Origin of the sequence: Micromonospora sp. KLBMP9576, assembly GCF_050941805.1 — a bacterium.
Taxonomy (GTDB): Bacteria; Actinomycetota; Actinomycetes; order Mycobacteriales; family Micromonosporaceae; genus Micromonospora.
On sequence record NZ_CP194567.1, the window covers coordinates 500,450 to 521,464 of the forward strand.

Consider the following 21,015-nt stretch of genomic DNA (forward strand, 5'->3'; position numbering starts at 1 on the left):
GGGATCGCATGGAGTTCAGCGAGGTGGTCCGGCGGCGCCGGATGGTGCGCAACTACGACCCGGAGCGTCAGGTCCCGCCCGACGTGGTGCGGCGGTTGCTCGACCACGCGGTGCGCGCGCCGTCGGCCGGTTTCGCCCAGGGCTGGGGTTTCCTGGTGTTGGAGGCGGCGGCGGACCGGGAGCGGTTCTGGGCGGCGACCACGCCGGGCGGCGGTGGCCGGCAGCGGTGGCTGGCCGGGATGCGCCGGGCGCCGCTGATCGTGGTTCCGCACGCCAACCGCTCGGCCTACCTGGAGCGGTACGCGGAACCGGACAAGGGCTGGGCGGACCGCTCGACGGAACGCTGGCCGGTGCCCTACTGGTACGTGGACACCGGCTTCGCGGCCCTGCTGATGCTGCTGACGGCCGTGGACGAGGGGCTGGGGGCGTGCTTCTTCGGTATCGCGCCGCAGCGCCTCGACGCGTACCGGGAGGCGTTCGGGGTGCCGGTGGAGTACGAGCCCGTCGGGGCCGTGACGGTGGGTTACCGGGCGTCCGATCACCGGTCGTCGTCCTTGCGTCGGGGGCGCCGCCCGGTGGACGAGGTGGTCCGGTGGGGGCGGTGGAGCCCTCCGGCGTCGGCGGGTTCGCCGGTTGGCGGAGCGGACGGCGGGTAGTGAACCCGACATCGGGGAGCGGAACGCGGTGTGGCGCAGCCGGCTACGCTGGCACGATCATCGGTGCCGTGGGTCGCGGTGCGACCCGACCCGGTGTCGCGGGTCGGCCCGGCCAGGGGGAGGGGAGCGTGCCGTCGTGATCTTCAGAGCGGTCCGGGACGGGCGTCCCTATCCGGAGCACAACCTGACGCTCAAGCAGTGGGCGGAGATTCCGCCGCGACCGCTGCGCCTGGACCAGTTGATCACCACCAAGCGCGAGTTGGCGCTGGACAAGCTCCTCGCCGAGGATTCCACCTTCTACGGCGACCTCTTCCCGCACGTGGTGCAGTGGAACGGCGGGCTCTACCTGGAGGACGGGCTGCACCGCGCCCTGCGGGCGGCGCTGCAGCAGCGCAACCAGATCCACGCCCGGGTGCTCGTGCTCTCCGGGCCGATCGAGTGAGCGTGGTCCGCCGACCGTCCGACCCGTACTGACCTGCGATTTCGCCGAATCGGCCTGGCCGGGTGGCCCGGTCGGGTCGCTCAGCGAGCGGCTGTCGCACAGTAGCCGTACCGTCATGCCCAGGCGACGTGTCTGACAAGGACGGTGAGGGCCATGGCCGGCGACGGTGACATCAACGAGCCCACGAGGGAGTTCCCCGGTTACCCGACCGGCGAGACGCTCAAGGACCGGTCGGCTGTCACAACCGAGCCGGAGCAGGGCGCGCCACCGCCGGCGGCCGGTGGTCCCGCGCGCGGGCTGCTCTGGGTGCTCGGCGCGGCGGCGATGGCGGTGGTGGTGCTGCTCGGCGTGCAGGCCACCGGTCTGCTGCCGGACTTCCGCAACCCGTTCACCAAGGAGCAGACCGACCGCAGCCAGCCGCCGCTGCTCAAGTCGATCCAGGACCTGAGCCGCTACGTCGCGGCCGAGGGCAACTTCCAGGTGGTCGTCGATCTCCAGAACGACCGGCGCAACGTGCCCGACTGGCTGCTGAGCCAGCGCACGCTCTTCGTCGGGGCGGGCAGCGTCGAGGCGTACGTCGACTTCGCCAAGATCTCCGAGGGCGCGGTGGTCGAGTCGGCCGACGGCAAGTCGGTGGAGATCAGGCTGCCGGCGCCGCAACTCGCCAAGACCAACCTCGACCTGGAGAAGAGCTACGTCTTCGCGGAGGAGCGCGGGCTGCTCAACCGGGTCGGCGAGCTGGTGAAGGGCGACCCCAACCGGCAGCAGCAGGTCTACCAGCTCGCCGAGGAGCGGATCACCGGCGCCGCCCGCGACAGCGGCCTGACCCAGCGGGCCGAGGAGAACACCCGCAAGATGCTGGAGGGCCTGCTGCGGTCCCTCGGCTACGAGAAGGTCACCGTCACCTACACCGCCCCCTGACCCGGCCGGCGGCGTCGACCGGGCGGACGGCGACGGCAGACGCGGCGGCGCCCGCCTCGACCGGTCGAGGCGGGCGCCGCGTGCTCACCGTCGCGCGCGCCCCGGTGGCGGGGACGGGCCGGGGTCAGTAGCGCGATCCGTGGCGGTCCTCGTTCGGCATCAGCACCCACAGGACCAGGTAGACGACCACCTGGGTGCCGGGCAGCAGCAGCGACAGCAGGAACAGCAGCCGGATGAAGCCGGCCGACCTGCCGAAACGCTGGGCCAGGCCGGCGCAGACACCGGCGATCATGCGTCCTTGACGGGGGCGGACCAGTTTGCGACTCATCGTCGTACTCCCACTCTGCGGCATTCGCCGCGTCTGCCCTCAACGATAGGAAGGGGCGGCCACCGCGCCCTCGGTCGCGAGGAGGACCGGCGCTGCCCGTACCCGTAGGTGGTTACCCGGGAGTCGGCCCGCGACGCCTCCCGACGAGGGGCAACCGCCGAGCTGGGCGGGTAGGCTCGCCGGTCGGGCACCCATCACCCCCGGGTGCCGGACGGCCGCCCGCACCGGGTCGGCCATGACCGGGCCGGAACCCCACGAGGGTACGACGGCGAGGAAGTGCAGCCATGATCAGCGTTTTCGACCTGTTCAGCGTCGGCATCGGGCCGTCCAGCTCGCACACGGTGGGGCCGATGCGCGCCGCCCGCACCTTCGCCGCGGGGCTGAAGGCCGACGGGCTGCTGGCCGGCACGGCACGGGTGCAGGCGGAGCTCTTCGGCTCGCTGGGCGCCACCGGGCACGGCCACGGCAGCGACCGGGCGGTGCTGCTCGGGCTGGCCGGCGAGTCCCCGGAGACGGTGGACACCGACACGGTCGGGGCCCGGGTCGCCCGGATCCGGGCGGCGGGCCGGCTGAGCCTGCTGGACGCGCACGAGATCGACTTCGACCCGGGCCGGGACCTGGTGCTGCACCGTCGCCGGTCGCTTCCGTACCACCCGAACGGGATGACCTTCGCCGCGTACGACGACGGGGGCGCCGAGCTGCGGGCCCGGACGTACTACTCCGTCGGCGGCGGGTTCGTGGTGGACGAGGCGGCGGCCGGGGCCGACCGGATCAAGCCCGACGCCACCCGGGTGCGGCACCCGTTCCGCAGTGGGGCGGAGCTGCTCGACGTGACCGCGTCGACGGGGTTGTCGATAGGTGAGGTGATGCTCGCCAACGAGCTGTCCTGGCGCAGCGAGGGCGAGGTGCGCGCCGCCCTGGCGGAGATCTGGCGGGTGATGCGCGAGTGCGTCGAGCGGGGCTGCTCGCGCGACGGGGTGCTGCCCGGTGGGCTGAAGGTGCGCCGGCGCGCCGCCGAGCTGCGCCGCGGCCTGGAGACGGAGGCCGACCCCACCGACCCGCTGCGGGTGATGGACTGGGTGACGCTCTTCGCGCTCGCCGTCAACGAGGAGAACGCGGCCGGCGGTCGGGTCGTCACCGCGCCGACCAACGGGGCGGCCGGGATCATCCCGGCGGTGCTGCACTACTACACCCGGTTCGTGCCGGGTGCCTCCGAGGATGGGGTGGTGCGGTTCCTGCTGGCGGCCGGGGCGATCGGCGTGCTGTTCAAGGAGAACGCCTCCATCTCCGGCGCGGAGGTGGGCTGCCAGGGCGAGGTGGGCTCGGCCTGCTCGATGGCCGCCGCCGGGCTGGCCGAGGCGATGGGCGGCACCCCGGAGCAGGTGGAGAACGCCGCCGAGATCGGCATGGAGCACAACCTGGGGCTGACCTGCGACCCGGTCGGTGGTCTGGTGCAGATCCCCTGCATCGAGCGGAACGCGGTGGCTAGCATCAAGGCGATCACGGCTGCCCGGCTGGCGTTGCGCGGCGACGGGGTGCACCACGTCTCGCTGGACAAGGTCATCAAGACGATGCGCGAGACAGGCGCGGACATGAAGGTGAAATACAAGGAGACGGCGCGCGGCGGACTGGCCGTCAACGTGATCGAGTGCTGAGGGGGCGTTCGTTCACCGGCTGCTAGCCTGTCGTCCGTCCGGTGAGGCGGGAGGCGGCGGTGACCTCTGGCATCGCGGCGTTGTGGTCGCACCGCACCGCACTGCGCATCCTCGTGCGCCGCGACCTCGCCGTGAAGTACCAGCAGTCCGTGCTCGGCTATCTCTGGTCGCTGATCGAGCCGCTCGGCATGGGGGCGATCTACTGGTTCGTCTTCGGGGTCCTCTACTCCCGGGACACCAACCGTCACCTCGGCGCGGCGGCCGAGTCGTACCCGCTGTTCCTGCTGACCGGGATCTTCGCCTGGATGTGGACCAGCTCGGCCCTGAGCGAGGCCACCAACGCGCTGACCGGCCAGGCCCGGTTGATCACCACGATGAACCTGCCGCGGCAGGTCTTCCCGATCGGCCGGATCGCCGGCCGCTTCGCCGAGTACGCCGCCGGCCTGCCGATCCTGGCCGCCGTGGCCGTCGGGTACGCCGCGTACGGCCGGATCCACCCGGGCTGGTCGCTGCTGGCCCTGCCGCTGGCGGTGGCGGTGCAGGCCGTCCTGCTGATCGGGTCGGCGTTGCTGCTCTCGGCGGCGAACGTGCTGATGCGCGACGTCGAGCGCCTCATGCGGCTGGTCATCCGGGTGCTCTTCTACGCCACTCCGATCATCTATCCGCTCAGCCTCGTGCGCGACGCGGGCCTGCCCGGCTGGCTGGGGGTCGCCTACGAGCTGAACCCGCTGGTCGGCATCTTCCAGTTGCACCACGCGGTCTGGTACCCGGACGAGTTCCCGGACGCCCGGCTGCTGGCCAGCACCGTCGGCGTCAGCCTGCTGGTGCTGGTCGCCGGCTGGTGGTCGTTCCGCCGGCTCGAGCCCGCCGTGCTGAAGGAACTGTAGGGATGGCCGAGGCGATCATCGAGGCGGAGGGGCTCGGCATCCGGTTCGTCCGCAACCGGCGGCGGCAGTTGCGGCTGCGGGAGCTGTTCATCCACCGGGGGCGGCGCGGCGAGGCCGACGGCCGGTTCTGGCCGCTGCGGGACGTGTCGTTCGCGCTGCGAGCCGGGGACACCCTCGGCGTCGTCGGCCGCAACGGCACCGGCAAGAGCACCCTGCTGCGGCTGATCGCCGGCGTGCTGATCCCCGACGAGGGCCGGATCCGGGTACGCGGGGACGTCGCGCCGCTGCTGGAGCTCTCCGCCGGGTTCTCCAACGACCTGACCGGGCGGGAGAACCTCTACCTGGTCGGCGGCCTGCACGGGCTCTCGTCGGGCTACCTGCGGCGGCACTTCGACGACATCGTCTCGTTCGCCGGCGAGCAGGTCGAACGGGCCGTCGACACCTCGGTGCGGCACTACTCGTCGGGCATGAAGGTCCGGCTCGGCTTCGCCATCATCTCGCACCTGCCGCACCCGATCCTGCTCATGGACGAGGTGACCGCGGTCGGGGACGACGAGTTCCGCAAGAAGTGTTATGCGACGATCGACCGTCTGCTCGGGGAGGGGCGCACTCTGGTGCTGGTGTCACACAACGAAAAGGATCTGACCCGGTTCTGCCGTCGGGGGCTCTACCTCGACGCGGGCCGGCTGAGCGTCGACGGCACGATCGCCGAGGCGCTGCACGCCTACCACGACGCGGTCGCACGGTGACCCTCGCGATCGTGCTCGCCGCCGACGACCCGGCCGCGAGCCTGCCCACCCGCTCGGGCGAGTCCCTCGCCGACCGGCTGGCGGGTCAGCTACGCCGCGCCGGGGCGGGCGAGGTGCGCCACGCCGCCGACCTGGCCGAGCTGGCCGCCCTCGTCGACGCGGCCACCGGCCCGGTGCTCGTCACCGGTGCCGACCTGGTCGCGCACACCGCCGTCCTGCGGCACCTGGCCACCAGCCCCGTCGGGCCGACGGTGGCGTTGGTGCTGACCGACCCGCCCGGGCACGGCCGCACGGCCGTGCGGGAGGAGCGCGGCCAGGTGGTCGGGGCGGGATCGCCGGAGACGCTCGACGGCGGGGCCACCGGCGTCTTCGGTGGCGCGCTGCGCGTCGGCGTCGGCGACCTGCCGGCGCTCGCCGCGGCCGCGCGGGCGACCGCCGGGGTGGCACCCGTCGGCGCGCCGCAGGGCGTCGGGACGCAGGGCGTCATGCCGCAGGGCGTCGGGCCGCAGGCTGCCGGGCCGTGGTCGGCGGCCGGGCCGCCGGTGGCCGGGCCCGCCGTGGACCGGCTCTTCGCCGGCCTCGCCGGGCACGGCGTTTTGATCTTCGCCCAGCGCGTACGCCTGCTCGTCGCGCACCGGGTGAGCGATGCGGCGGGGCTGGCCGCCGCGGAGGCGGCCGTGGCCGCCGTCGACGAGGACCGGGCCGAGCTGAAGCTCTCGGTGAAGGAGCGCGACGACTTCTTCACCACGTTCTTCGTCAGCACCTGGTCGCCGTACGTGACGAAGGCGTCGGCGAAGCTGGGGCTCGGTCCGACCGCCGTCACGATGATCTCGGTGGCCTTCGCGGTGGCCGCCGCCGTGCTCTTCGGCACGGGCGGGCGGGCGGCGTTGATCGCCGGGGCGGTGCTGCTCTACCTCGGTTTCGTGCTGGACTGCGTGGACGGTCAGCTCGCCCGCTACACCCGGCACTTCAGCGCCTGGGGCGGCTGGCTGGACACCATGGCCGACCGGGCCAAGGAGTACGTCGTGTACGCCGGCCTCGGCTACGGGGCGACCCAGGCCGGGTTCCGGTACGGGTGGGCGCTGGCGATCGCCGCGATCACCCTGCAGACCGTCCGGCACATGACGGACACCTGGTACGGGGTGCTGCACGACGAGGCGGCCCGCCGGCCGAAGGCTGCCGGCACCGCCGGTGGGGGCATCGGCGACAAGCTGAACGCCGCCTCCAACCGGGTGCAGGCCGACACGGGTTCGGTGTCGTACTGGCTGAAGCGGACGGTGGTCTTCCCGATCGGGGAGCGGTGGGCGCTGATCGCGATCACCGCCGCGCTGTTCGGCCCGCTGGTCAGCCTGTACGCGGTGCTGGCCTGGGGGGTGCTGGCCTTCGCGTACACGGGTGCGTTGCGTACGCTGCGGGCCCGCTGGATGCGGGTGCCGGTGCTGGGCACGGTCGACGCCACCCTGTACCGCGACGACGGGCCGCTGGCCGCCCGGTTCCCGCTGGCGCGCCGTCCCGGGCCGCTGACGTTGGCGGTCCTGGCCGTGCTGCCGACGGCGATCCTGCTGCTCGTCGCGCTGCGTGCGGGCGATGCCGCCCCGGCGCCCCGGTGGACGCTGCTGTTGGCGCTGGCGGGGCTGCTGCTCGCCGGCGGCGGGGCGCCCGCGGCGCACGACGGTCCGCTGGACTGGCTGGTCCCGGCGGCGCTGCGGGCGGGCGAGTTCCTGTTCGCCATCGCGGTCGGGGTGGCCGGCGGGGTGCCGGCCTGGCTGATCTTCGGGTACGTCTTCGTGCTGACCCTGCACCACTACGACCTGACGGCGCGGCTGGAGAAGCGGCAGGACGCCCCGCCGCTGCACGGCGCCACGCTGGGCTGGGAGGGGCGCTCGGCGCTGCTGGCCCTGGCGGCGATCGTCGGTTTTGCGGGGATAGGGATGGCTACACTCGGTACGTACCTTCTCGTGCTTTTCGTGGGGAGTGTCGTCCTCGCCTGGGTCGTCCTGCCCGCCCGCGCCGCGCGGGCGTCGGCGGGCCTGACCGGCGCGGGAGGTCGCTCGCCGGGCTGACGACGGGGGCCGGCCGATGACCTTGATCAGCTTCGTCGTGCCGGCCTACCGGGTGCAGGGCTACCTGCGTGAATGCCTGGACTCCATCCTCGGGCAGCCGGTCGCCGACATCGAGGTGATCGGCGTCGACGACTGCTCGCCGGACGGCAGCGGCGACATCCTCGCCGAGTACGCGGCCCGCGACCGGCGGGTGCACGCCGTCCGGCTCACCGAGAACGTGGGGCTCGGTCCGGCCCGCAACATCGGGCTGGACCGGGCCACCGGCGAGTACGTCTGGTTCGTCGACGGCGACGACTGGCTCACCCCCGACTGCCTCACCGAGGTGGCCGAGCGCCTGCGCGCCACCCGCCCCGACGTGCTCCTGGTCGACCACGTCCGGGCGCACTGGAACGACACCACCAGCCGCAGCGCCATGGCGGAGGTGTTCCCGCAACCGCCCGGCGCGACCACCTTCCGGCTGCGCGACCGGCCCGAGACGCTGCGGCTGCTGCACACCGCCTGGAACCGGCTGGTCCGCCGGCGGTTCCTGATCGAGGCGGGGCTGCGCTTCGCGCCCGGCTGGTACGAGGACGTCTCCTTCAGCTACCCCGTGCTGATGGCCGCCGAACGGATCGGCGTGCTGGACCGGGTCTGCCTCAACTACCGGCAGCGCCGGACCGGGGCGATCACCCGGACCAGGGGCGAGCGGCACTTCGAGGTCTTCCACCAGTGGCACCGGGTGTTCCGGCTGATGGACGCCCGGGGCCCCGAGGCCGACGAACTGCGCCCCGCGATCTTCGAGCGGATGATCTGGCACTACCTCACCGTGCTCGGCAACGGGGAGCGCATCGACCCCGCGCTGCGGCCGGCCTTCTTCGCCCGGATCACCGCCGATCACGCCCGCTGGCGGCCCCCCGGCGACTGTCCCGGACCGGCCGGCGTCGAGGGACTCAAGCACCGACTGGTCGCCGCCGGCCGCTGGCGTACGTTCAGCGCGCTGCGCACCGCCCACCGGGCGCGCGACGCCGCCCGCGCCACCCGGCGGCTGGTCGCGCCCCGCGCCCGACGGGCGGCCCTGCTGACCCGGGACGCCCTGCTGCGCGAGTACTACCACTTCGACGTGACCGCCGAGCCGCCGGGCGCGGTCGCCACCAGCTTCGCCGGCCTGCTCGAGGTGTTCCGCGCCGGCGAGGCCGACTCCGCGGCGGCCCGCGCGGCCCGGCAGCGGTTCCGGGCCAGGTTCTGCGCGCTCGACGACGGCCACGCCGCCGAGCGCGTGGTCCGCCGGGTACTCCTCGGCGAACAGCCGGAGCCGACCCGACCCGGCCGCTGACGCCGGCCGGGTCGCGGCGGTGGTTCCCACCCGGCGGGCCGCACCGGGGCCGTCACGGGCCGAACATCGCACGTTTACCCGATGTTCCAATCGAATGATCCTCGTCACAGTCATTCGGTGTCCGGCCGACGAGGTGGGGGGAGGGCACGGTGACAACCGTCGCGCTCAGGGACGTCACGAAGGTCTTCAGGGACGGCACCCTCGCCGTCGACAACGTCAGCCTCGACATCGACGACGGCGAGTTCATGGTGCTGCTCGGCCCCTCGGGCTGCGGCAAGTCCACGGTGCTCAGGATGGTCGCCGGGCTGGAGGACCCGACGTCGGGCGCGGTGCTGCTCGACGGCGAGTTGGCCAACGACCTGCCACCGCGCGACCGGCGGATCGCCATGGTCTTCCAGGACTTCGCGCTCTACCCGCACATGACCGTCGGCGACAACATCGCCTTTCCGCTCCGGCTGGCCGGGATGCAGCCCGAGCCGCGCGGCGAACGGGTCACCGACGTGGCCGGGGCGCTCGGCATCGGCGACGTGCTCGGCCGCCGGCCCAGCCAACTCTCCGGCGGGCAGCGCCAACGGGTCGCCATGGGCCGGGCGATCGTCCGCCGCCCCGGCCTGTTCCTGATGGACGAGCCGCTGTCCAACCTCGACAGCGGGCTGCGCGCCGAACTACGCGCGGAGATCTCCGGCCTTACCCCCGTCGCGCTGGACACCCCGGGCGCCGTGCTGCGTGGCCGCATCCGCTACCTGGAACACCACGGGCACGAGTCGCTGGCCTTCCTCCACATCGGGGCCACCGCGATCGTGCTCGACGAGGCGGGGGGCCCGGCCGAACCGCCCACCACCCAGCGGGGCCTGCGCCGTCTCGGTCACGCCGTGCAGCGGCTGACCGGCCGTGCCGCGCAGGAGGCGGCCCCGGCGCCGGCCACCGGCACCCGGACCAGCATCCTCAACGACCCGGGCCGGCACCACCGCCGCCCCGCCGAACTCGCGGTCCGCCTCGCCCCGTACCCCGGGGTCTCCGCCGGTCACCCCCTGGCCGTCGCCGTACGCATGGACGCGCTGCACTTCTTCGACGAGCGCGGCGACCGGATCGACGTCGGCTGGCGCTGACGCCGTGGCGTCGTAGGCGTGGGGCATCCACCGCACGCCGACCGAGCATGCGCGGCGTCTCGACGGAGACGAGCCGGAGTGCGACGGCGAGCACCACTTCGTCGAAGGGACGACCGCCGCTTGACGCCAACCGCATCCCACTTGCCCGCCTGCGTGTCGTATACGGAGGCGCCTGGTGGTCATACGCGGAGGCACCTGGCGCGTCATACGCGGAGGCGCCCGGTGTCTCGTACGCGGAGGCGCCCGGTGTGTCGGTACGCGGAGGGCGCCCGGGTGCCGTAAGCGGAGGCGCTCGCCCTTGTCGTACGCGGAGGGCGCTTGGTGATCAGGACGCCATGGACGTTATTCGGCCGGTTTAACGTCCATGGCGTCCTGATCACCATTGGCTGGACCGGCGTTCGCGGGTTTGCGTGCGTGCTGGTTGGTCGGGTGGCACGTCGCAGTGCGTCGACCGGCCGCCGAGGGCGGCGGCAATCAGCCCGCCGCGGTGGTGCCGCCCCGGCGGCTGCCGCTCCCGGCCCGGATTTCGGCCCCGCGGTGGTGCCGCCCCAGGGCTGCCCTCCCGGCCCGGATTTCGGCCCGTCCCGGGCCTCGCCGCAGTCGGCGCGTGCCCCGGGTCGGCGGCTGCTGCTGTCGGCCCGGATTCCGCCTCGTCCCCAAGCGCCCTCGGCGCAAAGCCGGTGCCTGCCCGGGACTCAACTGCCCGTCCGTGCCGCCAAGGCGACAGCGGCAGGTTCCGTGGGAGTCGGCTCGAGCGGCGTCGGGTTCCCGCCGGCACGCCTTGCCGGCGTAAGTTACCCGAGAGTAATGTTCGGGCATGAGCATGGACTCCCGTCAGGTGGCCGCCGGCATGCTGGAAGCCGTGCCCTTCGCGCGCACCCTCGGCGTCGAATTCGTCGAGGTGGCCCCCGAGGCGGAGGGCGGCGTGCGTGCCGTGGTCCGGCTGCCCGACTCGCCGGCCACCCACAACCACGTCGGCGGTCCGCACGCCGGGGCGATGTTCGCCCTCGGTGAGACCGCCTCCGGCGCGGCGGTGCTGGCCGCGTTCGGCCAACTCCTCGACCGCGCGGTGCCGCTGGCCGTGCGCGCGGAGATCACTTTCCGGAAGCTGGCGATGGGGCCGGTGCGGGCCACCGCACGGCTCGGTCGGGCCGCGCCCGAGGTGATCGCCGAGCTGGCCGCCGGCCGGCGGCCCGAGTTCCCCGTCGAGGTCGAGATCAGCACCGAGGACGGCACGCCGACCTCGACGATGACCGTGATCTGGACGCTACGCCCGCACCGCTGACGGTGCGCGTCGTTCGGGGCCGCGCCGCCGACGGAACGGCCGGGTTCGGGGCCGCGCCGCCGACGGAACGGCCGGGTTCGGGGCCGCGCCGCCGACGGAACGGCCGTGCCACCGTCCCAGCCGCGCCGCCGTCCCAGCCGCGCCGCCGTCCCAGCCGCGCCGCCGTCCCAGCCGCGCCGCCGTCCCCGCCGGGGCGCTGGTCGCGCCGTCGTCGCGGCGCGCCGGGCGTTGTTGGGGTGAATCCGGTTTGCCGGGTGTGACCGGTGGATAGATTCGTACCGTGTTGGGCCTTCCTGCGAACGTGACCGCCTGCCTCTTCGACCTGGATGGTGTGCTGACGCAGACCGCCCGGGTGCACAACGCCGCCTGGGCCGAGACGTTCGACGCCTTCCTGCGCCGCCGCGCCGCCGCCACCGGCGAGGCGTTCCGCCCCTTCGATCCGGGGCCGGACTACAACCGCTTCGTCGACGGCCGGCCGCGTGCCGACGGGGTGCGTACGTTCCTCGCCTCGCGCGGGATCGTGCTGCCCGAGGGGGCACCCGACGACCCGCCGGACGCCGACACCGTCCACGGGGTCGGCAACAGCAAGAACGTGCTGCTGCTGGAGCGGCTGCGCGTACACGGCGTGGACGTCTATCCCGGCTCGGTCGCCTACCTTGAGGCCGCCGTGGCCGCCGGGCTGCGCCGCGCGGTCGTGACGGCCAGCGCGAACGGCCGGGAGGTGGTCGCCGCCGCCGGGCTGGAACCCCTGCTGGAGGCCCGGGTGGACGGGCTCGTCGCCCGCGCCGAGGGGCTGCGCGGCAAGCCGCACCCGGACACCTTCCTGGCGGGCGCGGCGCTGCTCGGGGTCGACCCGGGCGACGCGGCCGTCTTCGAGGACGCCCTCGCCGGGGTCGCCGCGGGCCGGGCTGGTGGGTTCGGGTACGTGGTCGGGGTGGACCGGGTCGGCCAGGCCGACGAGCTGCGGGCCCACGGCGCCGACGTCGTGGTGACGGACCTCGCGGACCTGCTCGACCCGGCGAGGCGCGGGTGATCCGGGAACGGGCCTATCCGGTCGAGCCCTGGCACGTCCGGGAGACGCGGCTGGACGTGGATGTCCTGGCCCAGGCCGAGTCGGTCTTCGCCCTCTCCAACGGGCACGTCGGGTTGCGCGGCAACCTGGACGAGGGGGAACCGCACGGGCTGCCGGGCACGTACCTCAACTCCTTCTACGAGCTGCGCCCGCTGCCGTACGCGGAGGCGGGCTTCGGCTTTCCCGAGTCGGGCCAGACGCTCGTCAACGTGACCAACGGCAAGCTGATCCGGCTGCTGGTCGACGACGAGCCGCTCGACGTCCGCTACGGCGAGCTGCTCGCCCACGAGCGGGTCCTCGACCTGCGCGCCGGCACCCTGCACCGGGAGCTGCACTGGCGCTCCCCGGCCGGCCGCGAGGTCAAGGTCCGCAGCACCCGGCTGGTCTCGTTCACCCAGCGCTCCGTCGCCGCGATCAACTACGAGGTGGAGGCGGTGGACGGCCCGCTGCGGCTGATCATCCAGTCGGAACTGGTGGCGAACGAGACGCTGCCCGCGCAGAGCCGCGACCCCCGGGTCGCCGCCGTGCTGGAGTCGCCGTTGCAGGCCGAGGAGGAACTCACCACCGACGACGGTGGGCTGCTGATCCACCGGACCAAGGTCTCCGGGCTGCGGGCCGCCGCCGCGATGGAGCACGAGGTGTACGCCCCGGCGCGCAAGACCATCGAGTCGGAGGGGTACGAGGACTGGGTCCGTACCACCATCGCCTGCGTGCTCAAGCCCGGCGAGACGTTGCGGGTGGTCAAGTACCTCAGCTACGGCTGGTCGAGCCGGCGCTCCCTGCCGGCGCTGCGCGACCAGGTCGGCGCGGCCCTGGCCGGGGCGCGGCTGGACGGCTGGGACGGGCTGCGCCGCGAGCAACGGCAGTACCTCGACGAGTTCTGGGACACCGCCGACGTGGTGGTGGAGGGCGACCCGGAGATCCAGCAGGCCGTCCGGTTCGGCATGTTCCACGTGCTCCAGGCCGGTGCGCGGGCGGAACGGCGGCCGATCTCCGCGAAGGGCCTGACCGGCCCCGGGTACGACGGGCACGCCTTCTGGGACACCGAGATGTTCGTCCTGCCGGTGCTCACCTACACCCACCCGACGGCCGTGCGGGACGCGTTGCAGTGGCGGCACAGCACGCTGGCCGCCGCCCAGGAGCGGGCCCAGACGCTCAACCTGGAGGGGGCGGCCTTCCCCTGGCGCACCATCGAAGGCCCGGAGTCGTCGGCGTACTGGCCGGCGGGCACCGCCGCCTTCCACATCGCGGCCGACATCGCCGACGCGCTGCGGCGCTACGTGCAGGTCACCGGCGACGTCGAGCTGATCCGCGAGGGCGGGCTGGAGCTGCTGGTGGAGACCGCCCGGTTGTGGCGGTCGCTGGGGCACCACGACCGGCACGGGCAGTTCCACATCGACGGGGTCACCGGCCCCGACGAGTACACGGCGGTGAAGAACGACAACATCTACACCAACCTGATGGCGCAGCGGAACCTGGTCACCGCCGCCGACGCGGTGCTGCGCTTCCGGGACGAGGCCGTCCACCTCGGGGTGACCGACGAGGAGGCCGCCGCCTGGCGGGACGCGGCGGCGTCCATGCACATCCCGTACGACGAGGAGATCGACGTCCACGAGCAGGTGGAGGGCTTCACCCGGCTCCAGGAGTGGGACTTCGAGGGCACGCCACCGGAGAAGTACCCGCTGCTGCTGCACTACCCGTACTTCGATCTCTACCGCAAGCAGGTCGTGAAGCAGGCGGACCTGGTCCTGGCCATGCACTGGCGGGGCGACGCCTTCACGCCGGAGCAGAAGCTGCGCAACTTCCTCTACTACGAGCGGCGGACGGTACGCGACTCGTCGCTGTCGGCCTGCACCCAGGCGGTGCTGGCGGCCGAGGTGGGACACCCGGAGCTGGCGCACGTCTACCTGCGCGAGGCCGCGCTGATGGACCTGCACGACCTCAACGAGAACACCCGCGACGGCGTGCACATGGCCTCGCTCGCCGGGGCGTGGATCGCCCTGGTGGCCGGGTTCGGCGGGCTACGCGACCACGACGGCAACCTGTCCTTCGCGCCCCGGCTGTCGAGCCGGCTCGGCCGGCTGGAGTTCTCACTGCGGTGGCGCGGCCTGCGGCTGCGGGTGGACGTCCGGCCGGAGCAGACCACGTACGCGCTGCGCCACGGCGACCCGGGCGACGTGCTGGAGCTGCGTCACCACGGCGAGCTGGTACGGGTCACCTGCGCGGAGCCGGTGACGATGCCGATCCCCCCGGCTGAGGTGTCCGGGCCGCCCCCGGAGCAGGCCCCGGGCCGTGCCCCCCTGCTCCGCCTACCCGAGAACGAGCTGTAGACCCGGCGAGGTGGCCGGCCGAGGCGGTGGACACCACCTTCGGCTTGCGCCCGGGCCCGGTGGCCGGGGGGTTCGCGTCCCGGGAGCACGCTCTCCCCCGGCCGCGAACCCCCGATCGGCGACGGATGGAGCGGTCAGACGGGCTTGCCCTGGGACGGGCGGCCGGCCGCGTCCCGGGGCGCCATCGCCCGCGGGTCGTCGGCCGTGCGCGCCTGGGCCGCGTCGTCCGCCCAGTCCCGGTCGCGTTCGGTGTCCTGTTCCCGCCGGTCGTCCTCGGCGGTCTGCTGGCGGGACTGTCGCTGCTGCTGCGCCATGGCGTTCCTCGCGATCCGTCGGGGCGCGGTCGCGCCGGTACGGTCTGCCGTCACCGCCGCCTACCCGGGCCCCCCGGCGACAAACGCCGGGCCGCTTGGCGGCACCACGGGCGGGTATGCGGCCGGAGGGGGGCGACGGCCAGGGACGTACGGAGGCGAGATGGACGTGCGCGGCAGTGTGACGACGATCCCGGCGGGGGGCGTGGAACTCCCGGCCGACCTGCTGATCCCGGCGCGGCCGGCCGGCGTGGTGCTCTTCGCACACGGCAGCGGCAGTTCCCGGCACAGCCCGCGCAACACGGCCGTGGCGCACGTGCTCAACCGGGCCGCCCTCGGCACCGTGCTGGTCGACCTGCTGACCCCGGCGGAGGACCAGGTGGACTCCCGCACGGCCGAACTGCGCTTCGACATCGGCCTGCTGGCCGGTCGGCTGGCGGCGGTCGTGGACTGGTTGGCGGCCGAGCGGCCCTTCGGCGCGGTGCCGATCGGGCTCTTCGGGGCCAGCACCGGGGCCGCCGCCGCCCTGGTCGCGGCGGCGGCCCGACCGGAACTCGTCGGTGCGGTGGTGTCGCGGGGCGGCCGGCCCGACCTGGCCGGTCCGGCCCTCGGCCAGGTGCGCGCGCCCACCCTGCTGCTGGTCGGCGGCCTCGACGAGCAGGTGATCACGCTCAACGAGCAGGCGCAGGACGCCCTGCCGGGGACGGCCGAGCTGACGGTCATCCCCGGGGCGACCCACCTGTTCGAGGAGCCCGGCACCCTGGACCAGGTCGCCCACTGCGCCGCCGACTGGTTCACCGCGCACCTGCCCGATCCGCGCTAGGCCCGCCCCGGGCGGGCCGCCTCAGGCGGGAGGCGCGGGCGTGCGGCGCTGGCGGTGCTGCTGGACGGTGTCGACGACCCGCCAGACGACGGCGGTGATCGGCACCGAGACGAAGGCCCCGGCGACGCCGGCGATCAGGGTGCCGGCGGTGACCGCCACCAGGATCACCGCCGGGTGCAGGCGCACCTGACGCTTCATGACCAGGGGTTCCAGCAGGTTGCCCTCGACCTGCTGCACGGTGATCACGGCGGCCAGGACGAGCAGCGCGATCACCGGACCCTTCGCCGCGAGCGCGACCAGCACCGCCACGGCACCGGCCACCGTCGCCCCGATGATCGGGACGAAGCCGCCCAGGAAGGTGATGAGGGCGAGTGGAAAGGCCAGCGGCACCCGCAGCACCACAAGCGCCACGCCGATGCCGATCGCGTCGATCGCGGCGATCAACATCGTGCCCCGGCTGTAGGCGCCGAGCGTCCGCCAGCCCGCCCGGCCCGCCTCGGTGGTCACCGTCCGGTTCGGCCCGGTCATCCGGGACAGCGTCCAGTGCCACATCGGCCGGCCGTCCTTGAGCAGGAAGAACAGCAGGACGAGCGCGAGCAGCGTCGAGCCGAGCACCTCCGTGACCGTCCGGGCGCTGGACACCGGGTCGACCGAGCTCTGCCCGAGGCCCTGGCGGGCCTGGTCGACCAGCCGGTCGAGCTGCTGGTCGGTGACCGGCAACGTGGAGGTCACGAAGTCCCGGGTCCGTTGCAGGCCCTGCCCCAGCTCCTGGCTCAGCTCGTCGAACTGGCCCGCGGTGAGGCTCCACACCAGCGCTCCGGCGCCGAACAGGATGCCGAGCAGCAGCAGTACGGTGAGCAGCGCCGCCAACGCGCCGGGCAGCCGGAGCCGGCGCAGCGCGAGCTGCACCGGGTCGAGCAGCGCCGTGAGGAACACGGTGACGGCCAGCGCGATGGCCAGCGGCGCGAGCAGCACCGCGATCTTCCCCAGCAGGTAGAGCCCGGCGACGATCACCACCAGGCAGGCGCTGCCCACCACGGCCGAGCGGAGCAGCCAGGGGAGCGCTGCCCAGGTCTGTCGGGGACCCACGCCGCGGCCCGTCGTCCTCTCGGGCGTACGCCCGCCATCGTCTGCGACCACGTCGGTCCTCCTCGATCTCCGGCGAGTCGGTACCCGTTGGGCGCCGCCGCGACACCCTCGTCCGCTTTCACGCTAGATGGGCGCGCCGGAGCCGGGGGCCGCCCGGCGTCACCCGGTCGCCGGCGGAGCTTGGATGATCTTCGTTTGTGGTCCCGACCTCGGGGAACGCAGAAGGTCACACCCCGGATTCGAGGAGGGCCCCGATGAGCGACTTCATGGACAAGGCCAAGGACTTCGCCGACAAGCACGACAAGCAGGTCGACCAGGGCCTGGAGAAGGGCGGCGACATGGCCGACCGGCGCACGGGCGGCAAGTACGACGAGCAGATCGACAAGGGCGTCGACCAGGCCCAGGCGCGCACCGGTGAGGGCGACCAGGCGCGCTGAGTCGTCCGAGCCGCCCCGGGTCGCGAGTCCGCGGCCCGGGGCGCTTCCTTGTCTGCGTATCGACGCACACCACTAGTCAGGGATCGGCCCCTTTCGCTACTATCCGCAGTCGGAGAATGACTCAGTGTGGAGTTGTCCCGACCGGACCGGCACCCGACCCCGGGGTGCCGCGACGAGAGGAAGTCATCTGGTGACCGAGGCCCCCGAGACGACCGTCCGGCGCTACCCGTTCGGTGACCCCGACCGGCTCAACCTCGACCCGCACTACGCCCGGCTGCGCCGCGAGGAACCGCTCACCCGGATCCGGATGCCGTTCGGCGAGCCGGCCTGGCTCGCCACCCGGCACGCCGACGTCCGCACCGTGCTCGGCGACCCCCGGTTCAGCCGGGCCGCCTCGGTCGGCCGCGACGAGCCCCGCAACACGCCACGACAGCAGGAGGGCGGGATCCTGGCCATGGACCCGCCGGAGCACACCCGGCTGCGCCGGCTCGTGGCTAAGGCGTTCACCGCGCGGCGGGTCGAGGAACTGCGCCCCCGGACGAGGCAGGTCACCGCCGAGCTGGTCGACGGCATGCTCGCCGCCGGTGCGCCGGCCGACCTGGTGCACCACCTGGCCACCCCACTGCCGATCCGGGTCATCTGCGACCTGCTCGGCGTCCCCGTGACCGACCAGGACCTCTTCCACACCTGGTCCGAGGCGATCGTGTCGACCACCTCGCTCAGCCCCGAACGGGTCCAGGACTACATCGACAACCTCTTCGCGTACATGGGGGAGCTGATCGCGCGGCGACGGGAGCAACCCACCGACGACCTGATCGGCGCGATGGTCCGGGCCCGCGACGCCGACGACCGGCTCGCGGAGGACGAGGTGGTCCGGCTGGCCGCCGGGCTGCTGGCGGCCGGGCACGAGACGACGGTGACCCAGATCCCCAACTTCGTGTACGCGCTGCTCACCCACCCCGACGAGTGGGACCGGCTGCGGGCGCGGCCGGAGCTGGTGCCGGACGCCGTCGAGGAGCTGATGCGGTTCGTGCCCCTCGGCGCGTCCTCGGCCTTCGCCCGCTACGCCCTCGAGGACGTCGAACTCGGCGGCGTGCTGGTGCGGGCCGGTGAGCCGGTGCTGGTGTCGATCTCCTCGGCCAACCGGGACGAGACGGTCTTCGTCGAGCCGGACCGACTCGACCTGACCCGGCAGGCCAACCCCCACCTCGGCTTCGGGCACGGCGTGCACCACTGCGTCGGCGCGCAGCTCGCCCGGATGGAACTCCAGGTCGTCCTGGAGACCCTGATCGCCCGCACCCCCGGCCTGCGGCTGGCCGTACCGGAATCCGAGCTGGCCTGGAAGAGCGGCCTGCTGGTCCGAGGGCTGCTGGCCCTGCCGGTGAGCTGGTGAGCCGATGAGCGCGACGGGCGAGCGGTGGCGGGTGCAGGTCGACCGCACCAGGTGCATCGGGTCGGGGATCTGCGCGGGCACCGCCCCGGCGCACTTCGTGCTGCGCGACGGGCTGTCGCACCCGCTGGCCGAGCGGGTGGCGCCCGACGACACGCTGGTGGACGCCGCCGACTCCTGCCCCGTGGAGGCGATCGTCGTGTCCGAGTCGGACGGCCCGCGCCGCATCGCGCCGGAGCCGTGAGCCCACGCGGCGGGGTCAGTCCCGCTTCTCGCGCAGCTCCGCCATCGAGGTGGGCCGGCCGCTGAGCGCATCGCGCATCCGGTCCACCAGGCCGGCCCCCGGGCCGAGCAGCTTGTTCGCCGGCGGACGGTCCGGGGCGGCCGGGTGCGGTCGGGTCGGAGCCGACTTCTTGGCCGCCTCCACCTTCCCGGCCAGCTCGACCAGTTCCTCGTGGGCGACCGCCGCCCGCAACCGGGGGAAGAGGTCCGACTCCTCGTCCTCGACGTGGTGCCGGATGGTCCGGGTCAGGTGGGCCAGCACCTCGTCGAAACGCGACTCCGACGGGTCGAGCGACTCCAGCTCCTTCAGGGTGCGCTCGGCGTCGGCGTGCTCGGAGATCTCGTGGTCGGCTACCTGGTCGCCGTCCGGCAGCGCCCGGCGGGCGGCCGGGTAGACGTACATCTCCTCCGCGACCGCGTGGCGGACCAACTCGGCGATCATCACGTCCGCCAGATGGCGGCGGTGCTCGGGGGTGCCCTGCCGGCTCTCCAACTCCACGAAGAGCGCCTCGATCTCGCGGTGGTCAGCGGTGAGGACGTTGACGACGTCCTGACCGGCGTTCGGTGTCTCGGTCATGTCTGCCCCTTGCCGGTTGCGGAACCTCGGTTGCGGCCCTGGTACCCGCGATCGACCGGCCGAACCCAGGCTCTTCCCCCGTTCGGAAAGGGCGGGCGGAGGCGTGAGGGCCGACCTCCCGTGTGGGAGGCCGGCCCTCGGGCTTGCGTCAGATCAGGACGAGTAGCCGCGCTCGGCGATCCAGTTGGCGACCTTCTCCAGGGTCATCCAGTACTCGGCCTGCGGGGCCGCCGGGTCGGCGACCCGGAACAGGTCACCGCCGTCCCGGTAGCCCACCAGGGTCAGGTAGTGCCCACCCTCGTACGAGTGCGGGCTGCCGGCGGTGTCGACGGCCGTGCCCCTGATGTTGGCCACCACCGGCCGGCCCTCGTCCAGCGCGGCGAGCACGTCGGAGCGCAGCCGGTCGACCTGCTCCGGCTTGGCCACCGGGTCCGGAATCTCCGTGGTCCGGTACCGGCCGCCGGTCAGCTCGTTGAGTACCCGCGTGGTGTCCAGGGCCGAGTCGGTGCCGGCCTCGGTGGTGCCCAGCTTCCTCGCGACCTCGTCCTGGGGCAGCGCCTTGCCCAGCGCGGACAGGGCGATCCGGGTCGCGGCCGGGCCGCAGTAGTAGAAATTGGGCTGCGCCTGGTACTCGATGCCCACCACGCGCTCGGCCCGCCGCTCGGCGCGACCATCGCTGTCGACCTGCGCCGCGCCGGCCATGGTGGCCGCCGGTGCCGCCTGGGCGCTCGCCGCCGGGCCCGTGAGGCAGCCACCGGCCACCAGCAGGCACGCCACGGAGAGGCCGCTCTTCTGCACAATCGAATTCATGGGTCGGGCTCCAATCGGGGGGTGACGCCCGCCGGGGGAACGGGGGCGCGCAGCACCGGGAGAGGCGCTCGGCTCGGGACTCGACGACCCGCGGCTCGCGGCCGTACGCAGGGATGCAACCGCCCTGCTCCGCCGGGCATTCCGGGGCGGCCGACATGCCGCCGGCGCCCCTGCGGGACGGGTCGGGACGGCGGGACGCGGATGGCCCAAGCCCTCGTCAGGTTGCTTCACTCTCGGGCAAAACGGTCAGACGTCGCAGACGGTTCGGCAGGCGGTGGACGCCATCTCGATGCGCTGGCTCGGCGCTCGGGCGGCAGCTGGCGGAGCGGCGCACCCTGGGCGCGCGGCCACCCTCGGCGTACCGGCGCTCGGCACCGGCGAGCGCGAGCCGGCCGACCCGCGAACGGCGCGGTCTCGAAGGCGCGCCGGCGGCGCCCCGGGTGAGGTGGCGGACGGTCACCGGGCGCCCCGGGGGGCCGGCGGCGAC

Annotated in this window: 21 protein-coding genes and 1 pseudogene; 17 read left to right on the top strand and 5 right to left on the bottom strand. The window is 73.6% G+C overall.

What is annotated here, in order from left to right; translation table 11 throughout:
* Window positions 1–8 precede the first annotated feature (8 nt).
* The 3 genes from ACQ452_RS02435 (at window position 9) to ACQ452_RS02445 (ending at window position 2,019) form a co-directional block, all read left to right on the top strand.
* Entirely contained in the window at window positions 9–656 is a 648-nt protein-coding gene (locus tag ACQ452_RS02435; protein WP_433389390.1) for a nitroreductase family protein, read from the top strand.
* Between the two features lie 136 nt (window positions 657–792).
* Window positions 793–1,098 carry a type II toxin-antitoxin system VapB family antitoxin gene (locus ACQ452_RS02440; protein ID WP_089002310.1) on the top strand — a complete coding sequence of 102 codons (306 nt, stop codon included), beginning with the start codon at window positions 793–795 and terminating at the stop codon, window positions 1,096–1,098.
* Window positions 1,099–1,251: 153 nt separating this feature from the next.
* Window positions 1,252–2,019 carry a DUF4230 domain-containing protein gene (locus tag ACQ452_RS02445; protein WP_433389391.1) on the top strand — a complete coding sequence of 256 codons (768 nt, stop codon included), beginning with the start codon at window positions 1,252–1,254 and terminating at the stop codon, window positions 2,017–2,019.
* Between the two features lie 124 nt (window positions 2,020–2,143).
* On the opposite strand, the gene ACQ452_RS02450 is transcribed toward ACQ452_RS02445, so the two are convergent.
* Complete coding sequence (locus ACQ452_RS02450; RefSeq protein ID WP_433389392.1) at window positions 2,144–2,347, bottom strand: PspC domain-containing protein; 204 nt, start codon at window positions 2,345–2,347, stop codon at window positions 2,144–2,146.
* Window positions 2,348–2,631: 284 nt separating this feature from the next.
* Here ACQ452_RS02450 and ACQ452_RS02455 point away from each other — a divergent pair, with 284 nt between their 5' ends.
* The 10 genes and pseudogenes from ACQ452_RS02455 to ACQ452_RS02500 all read left to right on the top strand — a co-directional run bounded on the left by ACQ452_RS02455 (window position 2,632) and on the right by ACQ452_RS02500 (window position 14,809).
* Window positions 2,632–4,002, top strand: a complete 1,371-nt coding sequence (locus ACQ452_RS02455) for an L-serine ammonia-lyase (RefSeq protein ID WP_433389393.1) — start codon at window positions 2,632–2,634, stop codon at window positions 4,000–4,002.
* 59 nt (window positions 4,003–4,061) lie between these two features.
* Window positions 4,062–4,889 (top strand): ABC transporter permease, encoded by an 828-nt coding sequence (locus ACQ452_RS02460; protein WP_433389394.1) that lies wholly within the window; start codon window positions 4,062–4,064, stop codon window positions 4,887–4,889.
* A gap of 2 nt (window positions 4,890–4,891) precedes the next feature.
* Entirely contained in the window at window positions 4,892–5,638 is a 747-nt protein-coding gene (locus ACQ452_RS02465) for an ABC transporter ATP-binding protein (protein ID WP_433389395.1), read from the top strand.
* Window positions 5,635–7,701 (top strand): DUF5941 domain-containing protein, encoded by a 2,067-nt coding sequence (locus tag ACQ452_RS02470; RefSeq protein WP_433389396.1) that lies wholly within the window; start codon window positions 5,635–5,637, stop codon window positions 7,699–7,701. The genes ACQ452_RS02465 and ACQ452_RS02470 overlap by 4 nt, the downstream gene beginning before the upstream one ends.
* Before the next feature lie 16 nt (window positions 7,702–7,717).
* Window positions 7,718–8,803: pseudogene (locus ACQ452_RS02475) on the top strand (glycosyltransferase family 2 protein); the annotation flags it as partial.
* A 51-nt stretch (window positions 8,804–8,854) separates the two neighbouring features.
* Window positions 8,855–9,013 (top strand): CDP-glycerol glycerophosphotransferase family protein, encoded by a 159-nt coding sequence (locus ACQ452_RS02480; protein ID WP_433393949.1) that lies wholly within the window; start codon window positions 8,855–8,857, stop codon window positions 9,011–9,013.
* 149 nt (window positions 9,014–9,162) lie between these two features.
* On the top strand, window positions 9,163–10,122 hold the full coding sequence (locus ACQ452_RS02485) for an ABC transporter ATP-binding protein (protein ID WP_433389397.1): 960 nt from the start codon (window positions 9,163–9,165) through the stop codon (window positions 10,120–10,122).
* Between the two features lie 817 nt (window positions 10,123–10,939).
* Window positions 10,940–11,407 (top strand): DUF4442 domain-containing protein, encoded by a 468-nt coding sequence (locus ACQ452_RS02490; RefSeq protein WP_433389398.1) that lies wholly within the window; start codon window positions 10,940–10,942, stop codon window positions 11,405–11,407.
* 280 nt (window positions 11,408–11,687) lie between these two features.
* Complete coding sequence (locus tag ACQ452_RS02495; RefSeq protein WP_433389399.1) at window positions 11,688–12,440, top strand: HAD-IA family hydrolase; 753 nt, start codon at window positions 11,688–11,690, stop codon at window positions 12,438–12,440.
* Window positions 12,437–14,809 (top strand): glycoside hydrolase family 65 protein, encoded by a 2,373-nt coding sequence (locus ACQ452_RS02500; RefSeq protein WP_433389400.1) that lies wholly within the window; start codon window positions 12,437–12,439, stop codon window positions 14,807–14,809. Before ACQ452_RS02495 ends, ACQ452_RS02500 begins: the two co-directional genes overlap by 4 nt.
* A 134-nt stretch (window positions 14,810–14,943) precedes the next feature.
* Here the strand turns inward: ACQ452_RS02500 and ACQ452_RS02505 are convergent, their stop codons facing one another.
* A complete protein-coding gene (locus tag ACQ452_RS02505; RefSeq protein ID WP_433389401.1) occupies window positions 14,944–15,123 on the bottom strand; it encodes a hypothetical protein in 180 nt (59 codons plus the stop codon).
* Between the two features lie 160 nt (window positions 15,124–15,283).
* On the opposite strand from ACQ452_RS02505, the gene ACQ452_RS02510 reads away from it, so the two are divergent.
* Window positions 15,284–15,943 (top strand): dienelactone hydrolase family protein, encoded by a 660-nt coding sequence (locus ACQ452_RS02510; RefSeq protein WP_433389402.1) that lies wholly within the window; start codon window positions 15,284–15,286, stop codon window positions 15,941–15,943.
* Between the two features lie 21 nt (window positions 15,944–15,964).
* Here ACQ452_RS02510 and ACQ452_RS02515 read toward each other — a convergent pair whose 3' ends face one another.
* Window positions 15,965–17,083 carry an AI-2E family transporter gene (locus ACQ452_RS02515; protein ID WP_433389403.1) on the bottom strand — a complete coding sequence of 373 codons (1,119 nt, stop codon included), beginning with the start codon at window positions 17,081–17,083 and terminating at the stop codon, window positions 15,965–15,967.
* Between the two features lie 203 nt (window positions 17,084–17,286).
* Between ACQ452_RS02515 and ACQ452_RS02520 the strand changes: the two genes are divergently transcribed.
* From ACQ452_RS02520 to ACQ452_RS02530, 3 genes are all read left to right on the top strand, one after another.
* The gene (locus ACQ452_RS02520) at window positions 17,287–17,469 is read left to right on the top strand and encodes an antitoxin (protein ID WP_433389404.1); all 183 of its coding nucleotides are present in this window, start codon (window positions 17,287–17,289) and stop codon (window positions 17,467–17,469) included.
* Between the two features lie 190 nt (window positions 17,470–17,659).
* Window positions 17,660–18,862 (top strand): cytochrome P450, encoded by a 1,203-nt coding sequence (locus ACQ452_RS02525; protein ID WP_433389405.1) that lies wholly within the window; start codon window positions 17,660–17,662, stop codon window positions 18,860–18,862.
* A 4-nt stretch (window positions 18,863–18,866) separates the two neighbouring features.
* Window positions 18,867–19,103: a ferredoxin gene (locus ACQ452_RS02530; RefSeq protein ID WP_433389406.1), complete on the top strand. Its 237-nt coding sequence runs from the start codon at window positions 18,867–18,869 to the stop codon at window positions 19,101–19,103.
* 15 nt (window positions 19,104–19,118) lie between these two features.
* On the opposite strand, the gene ACQ452_RS02535 is transcribed toward ACQ452_RS02530, so the two are convergent.
* Both ACQ452_RS02535 and ACQ452_RS02540 read right to left on the bottom strand, forming a co-directional pair.
* Complete coding sequence (locus ACQ452_RS02535; protein ID WP_433389407.1) at window positions 19,119–19,718, bottom strand: hemerythrin domain-containing protein; 600 nt, start codon at window positions 19,716–19,718, stop codon at window positions 19,119–19,121.
* Window positions 19,719–19,871: 153 nt separating this feature from the next.
* Window positions 19,872–20,528: a C39 family peptidase gene (locus tag ACQ452_RS02540; protein ID WP_433389408.1), complete on the bottom strand. Its 657-nt coding sequence runs from the start codon at window positions 20,526–20,528 to the stop codon at window positions 19,872–19,874.
* Between the last annotated feature and the right edge of the window lie 487 nt (window positions 20,529–21,015).

Coding starts and splice junctions, on each gene's coding strand:
- ACQ452_RS02435 (WP_433389390.1), top strand. CDS start 9: ATGGAGTTCAGCGAGGTGGTCCGGCGGCGCCGGATGGTGCGCAACTAC.
- ACQ452_RS02445 (WP_433389391.1), top strand. CDS start 1,252: ATGGCCGGCGACGGTGACATCAACGAGCCCACGAGGGAGTTCCCCGGT.
- ACQ452_RS02450 (WP_433389392.1), bottom strand. CDS start 2,347: ATGAGTCGCAAACTGGTCCGCCCCCGTCAAGGACGCATGATCGCCGGT.
- ACQ452_RS02455 (WP_433389393.1), top strand. CDS start 2,632: ATGATCAGCGTTTTCGACCTGTTCAGCGTCGGCATCGGGCCGTCCAGC.
- ACQ452_RS02465 (WP_433389395.1), top strand. CDS start 4,892: ATGGCCGAGGCGATCATCGAGGCGGAGGGGCTCGGCATCCGGTTCGTC.
- ACQ452_RS02490 (WP_433389398.1), top strand. CDS start 10,940: ATGAGCATGGACTCCCGTCAGGTGGCCGCCGGCATGCTGGAAGCCGTG.
- ACQ452_RS02505 (WP_433389401.1), bottom strand. CDS start 15,123: ATGGCGCAGCAGCAGCGACAGTCCCGCCAGCAGACCGCCGAGGACGAC.
- ACQ452_RS02510 (WP_433389402.1), top strand. CDS start 15,284: ATGGACGTGCGCGGCAGTGTGACGACGATCCCGGCGGGGGGCGTGGAA.
- ACQ452_RS02520 (WP_433389404.1), top strand. CDS start 17,287: ATGAGCGACTTCATGGACAAGGCCAAGGACTTCGCCGACAAGCACGAC.
- ACQ452_RS02530 (WP_433389406.1), top strand. CDS start 18,867: ATGAGCGCGACGGGCGAGCGGTGGCGGGTGCAGGTCGACCGCACCAGG.
- ACQ452_RS02535 (WP_433389407.1), bottom strand. CDS start 19,718: ATGACCGAGACACCGAACGCCGGTCAGGACGTCGTCAACGTCCTCACC.
- ACQ452_RS02540 (WP_433389408.1), bottom strand. CDS start 20,528: ATGAATTCGATTGTGCAGAAGAGCGGCCTCTCCGTGGCGTGCCTGCTG.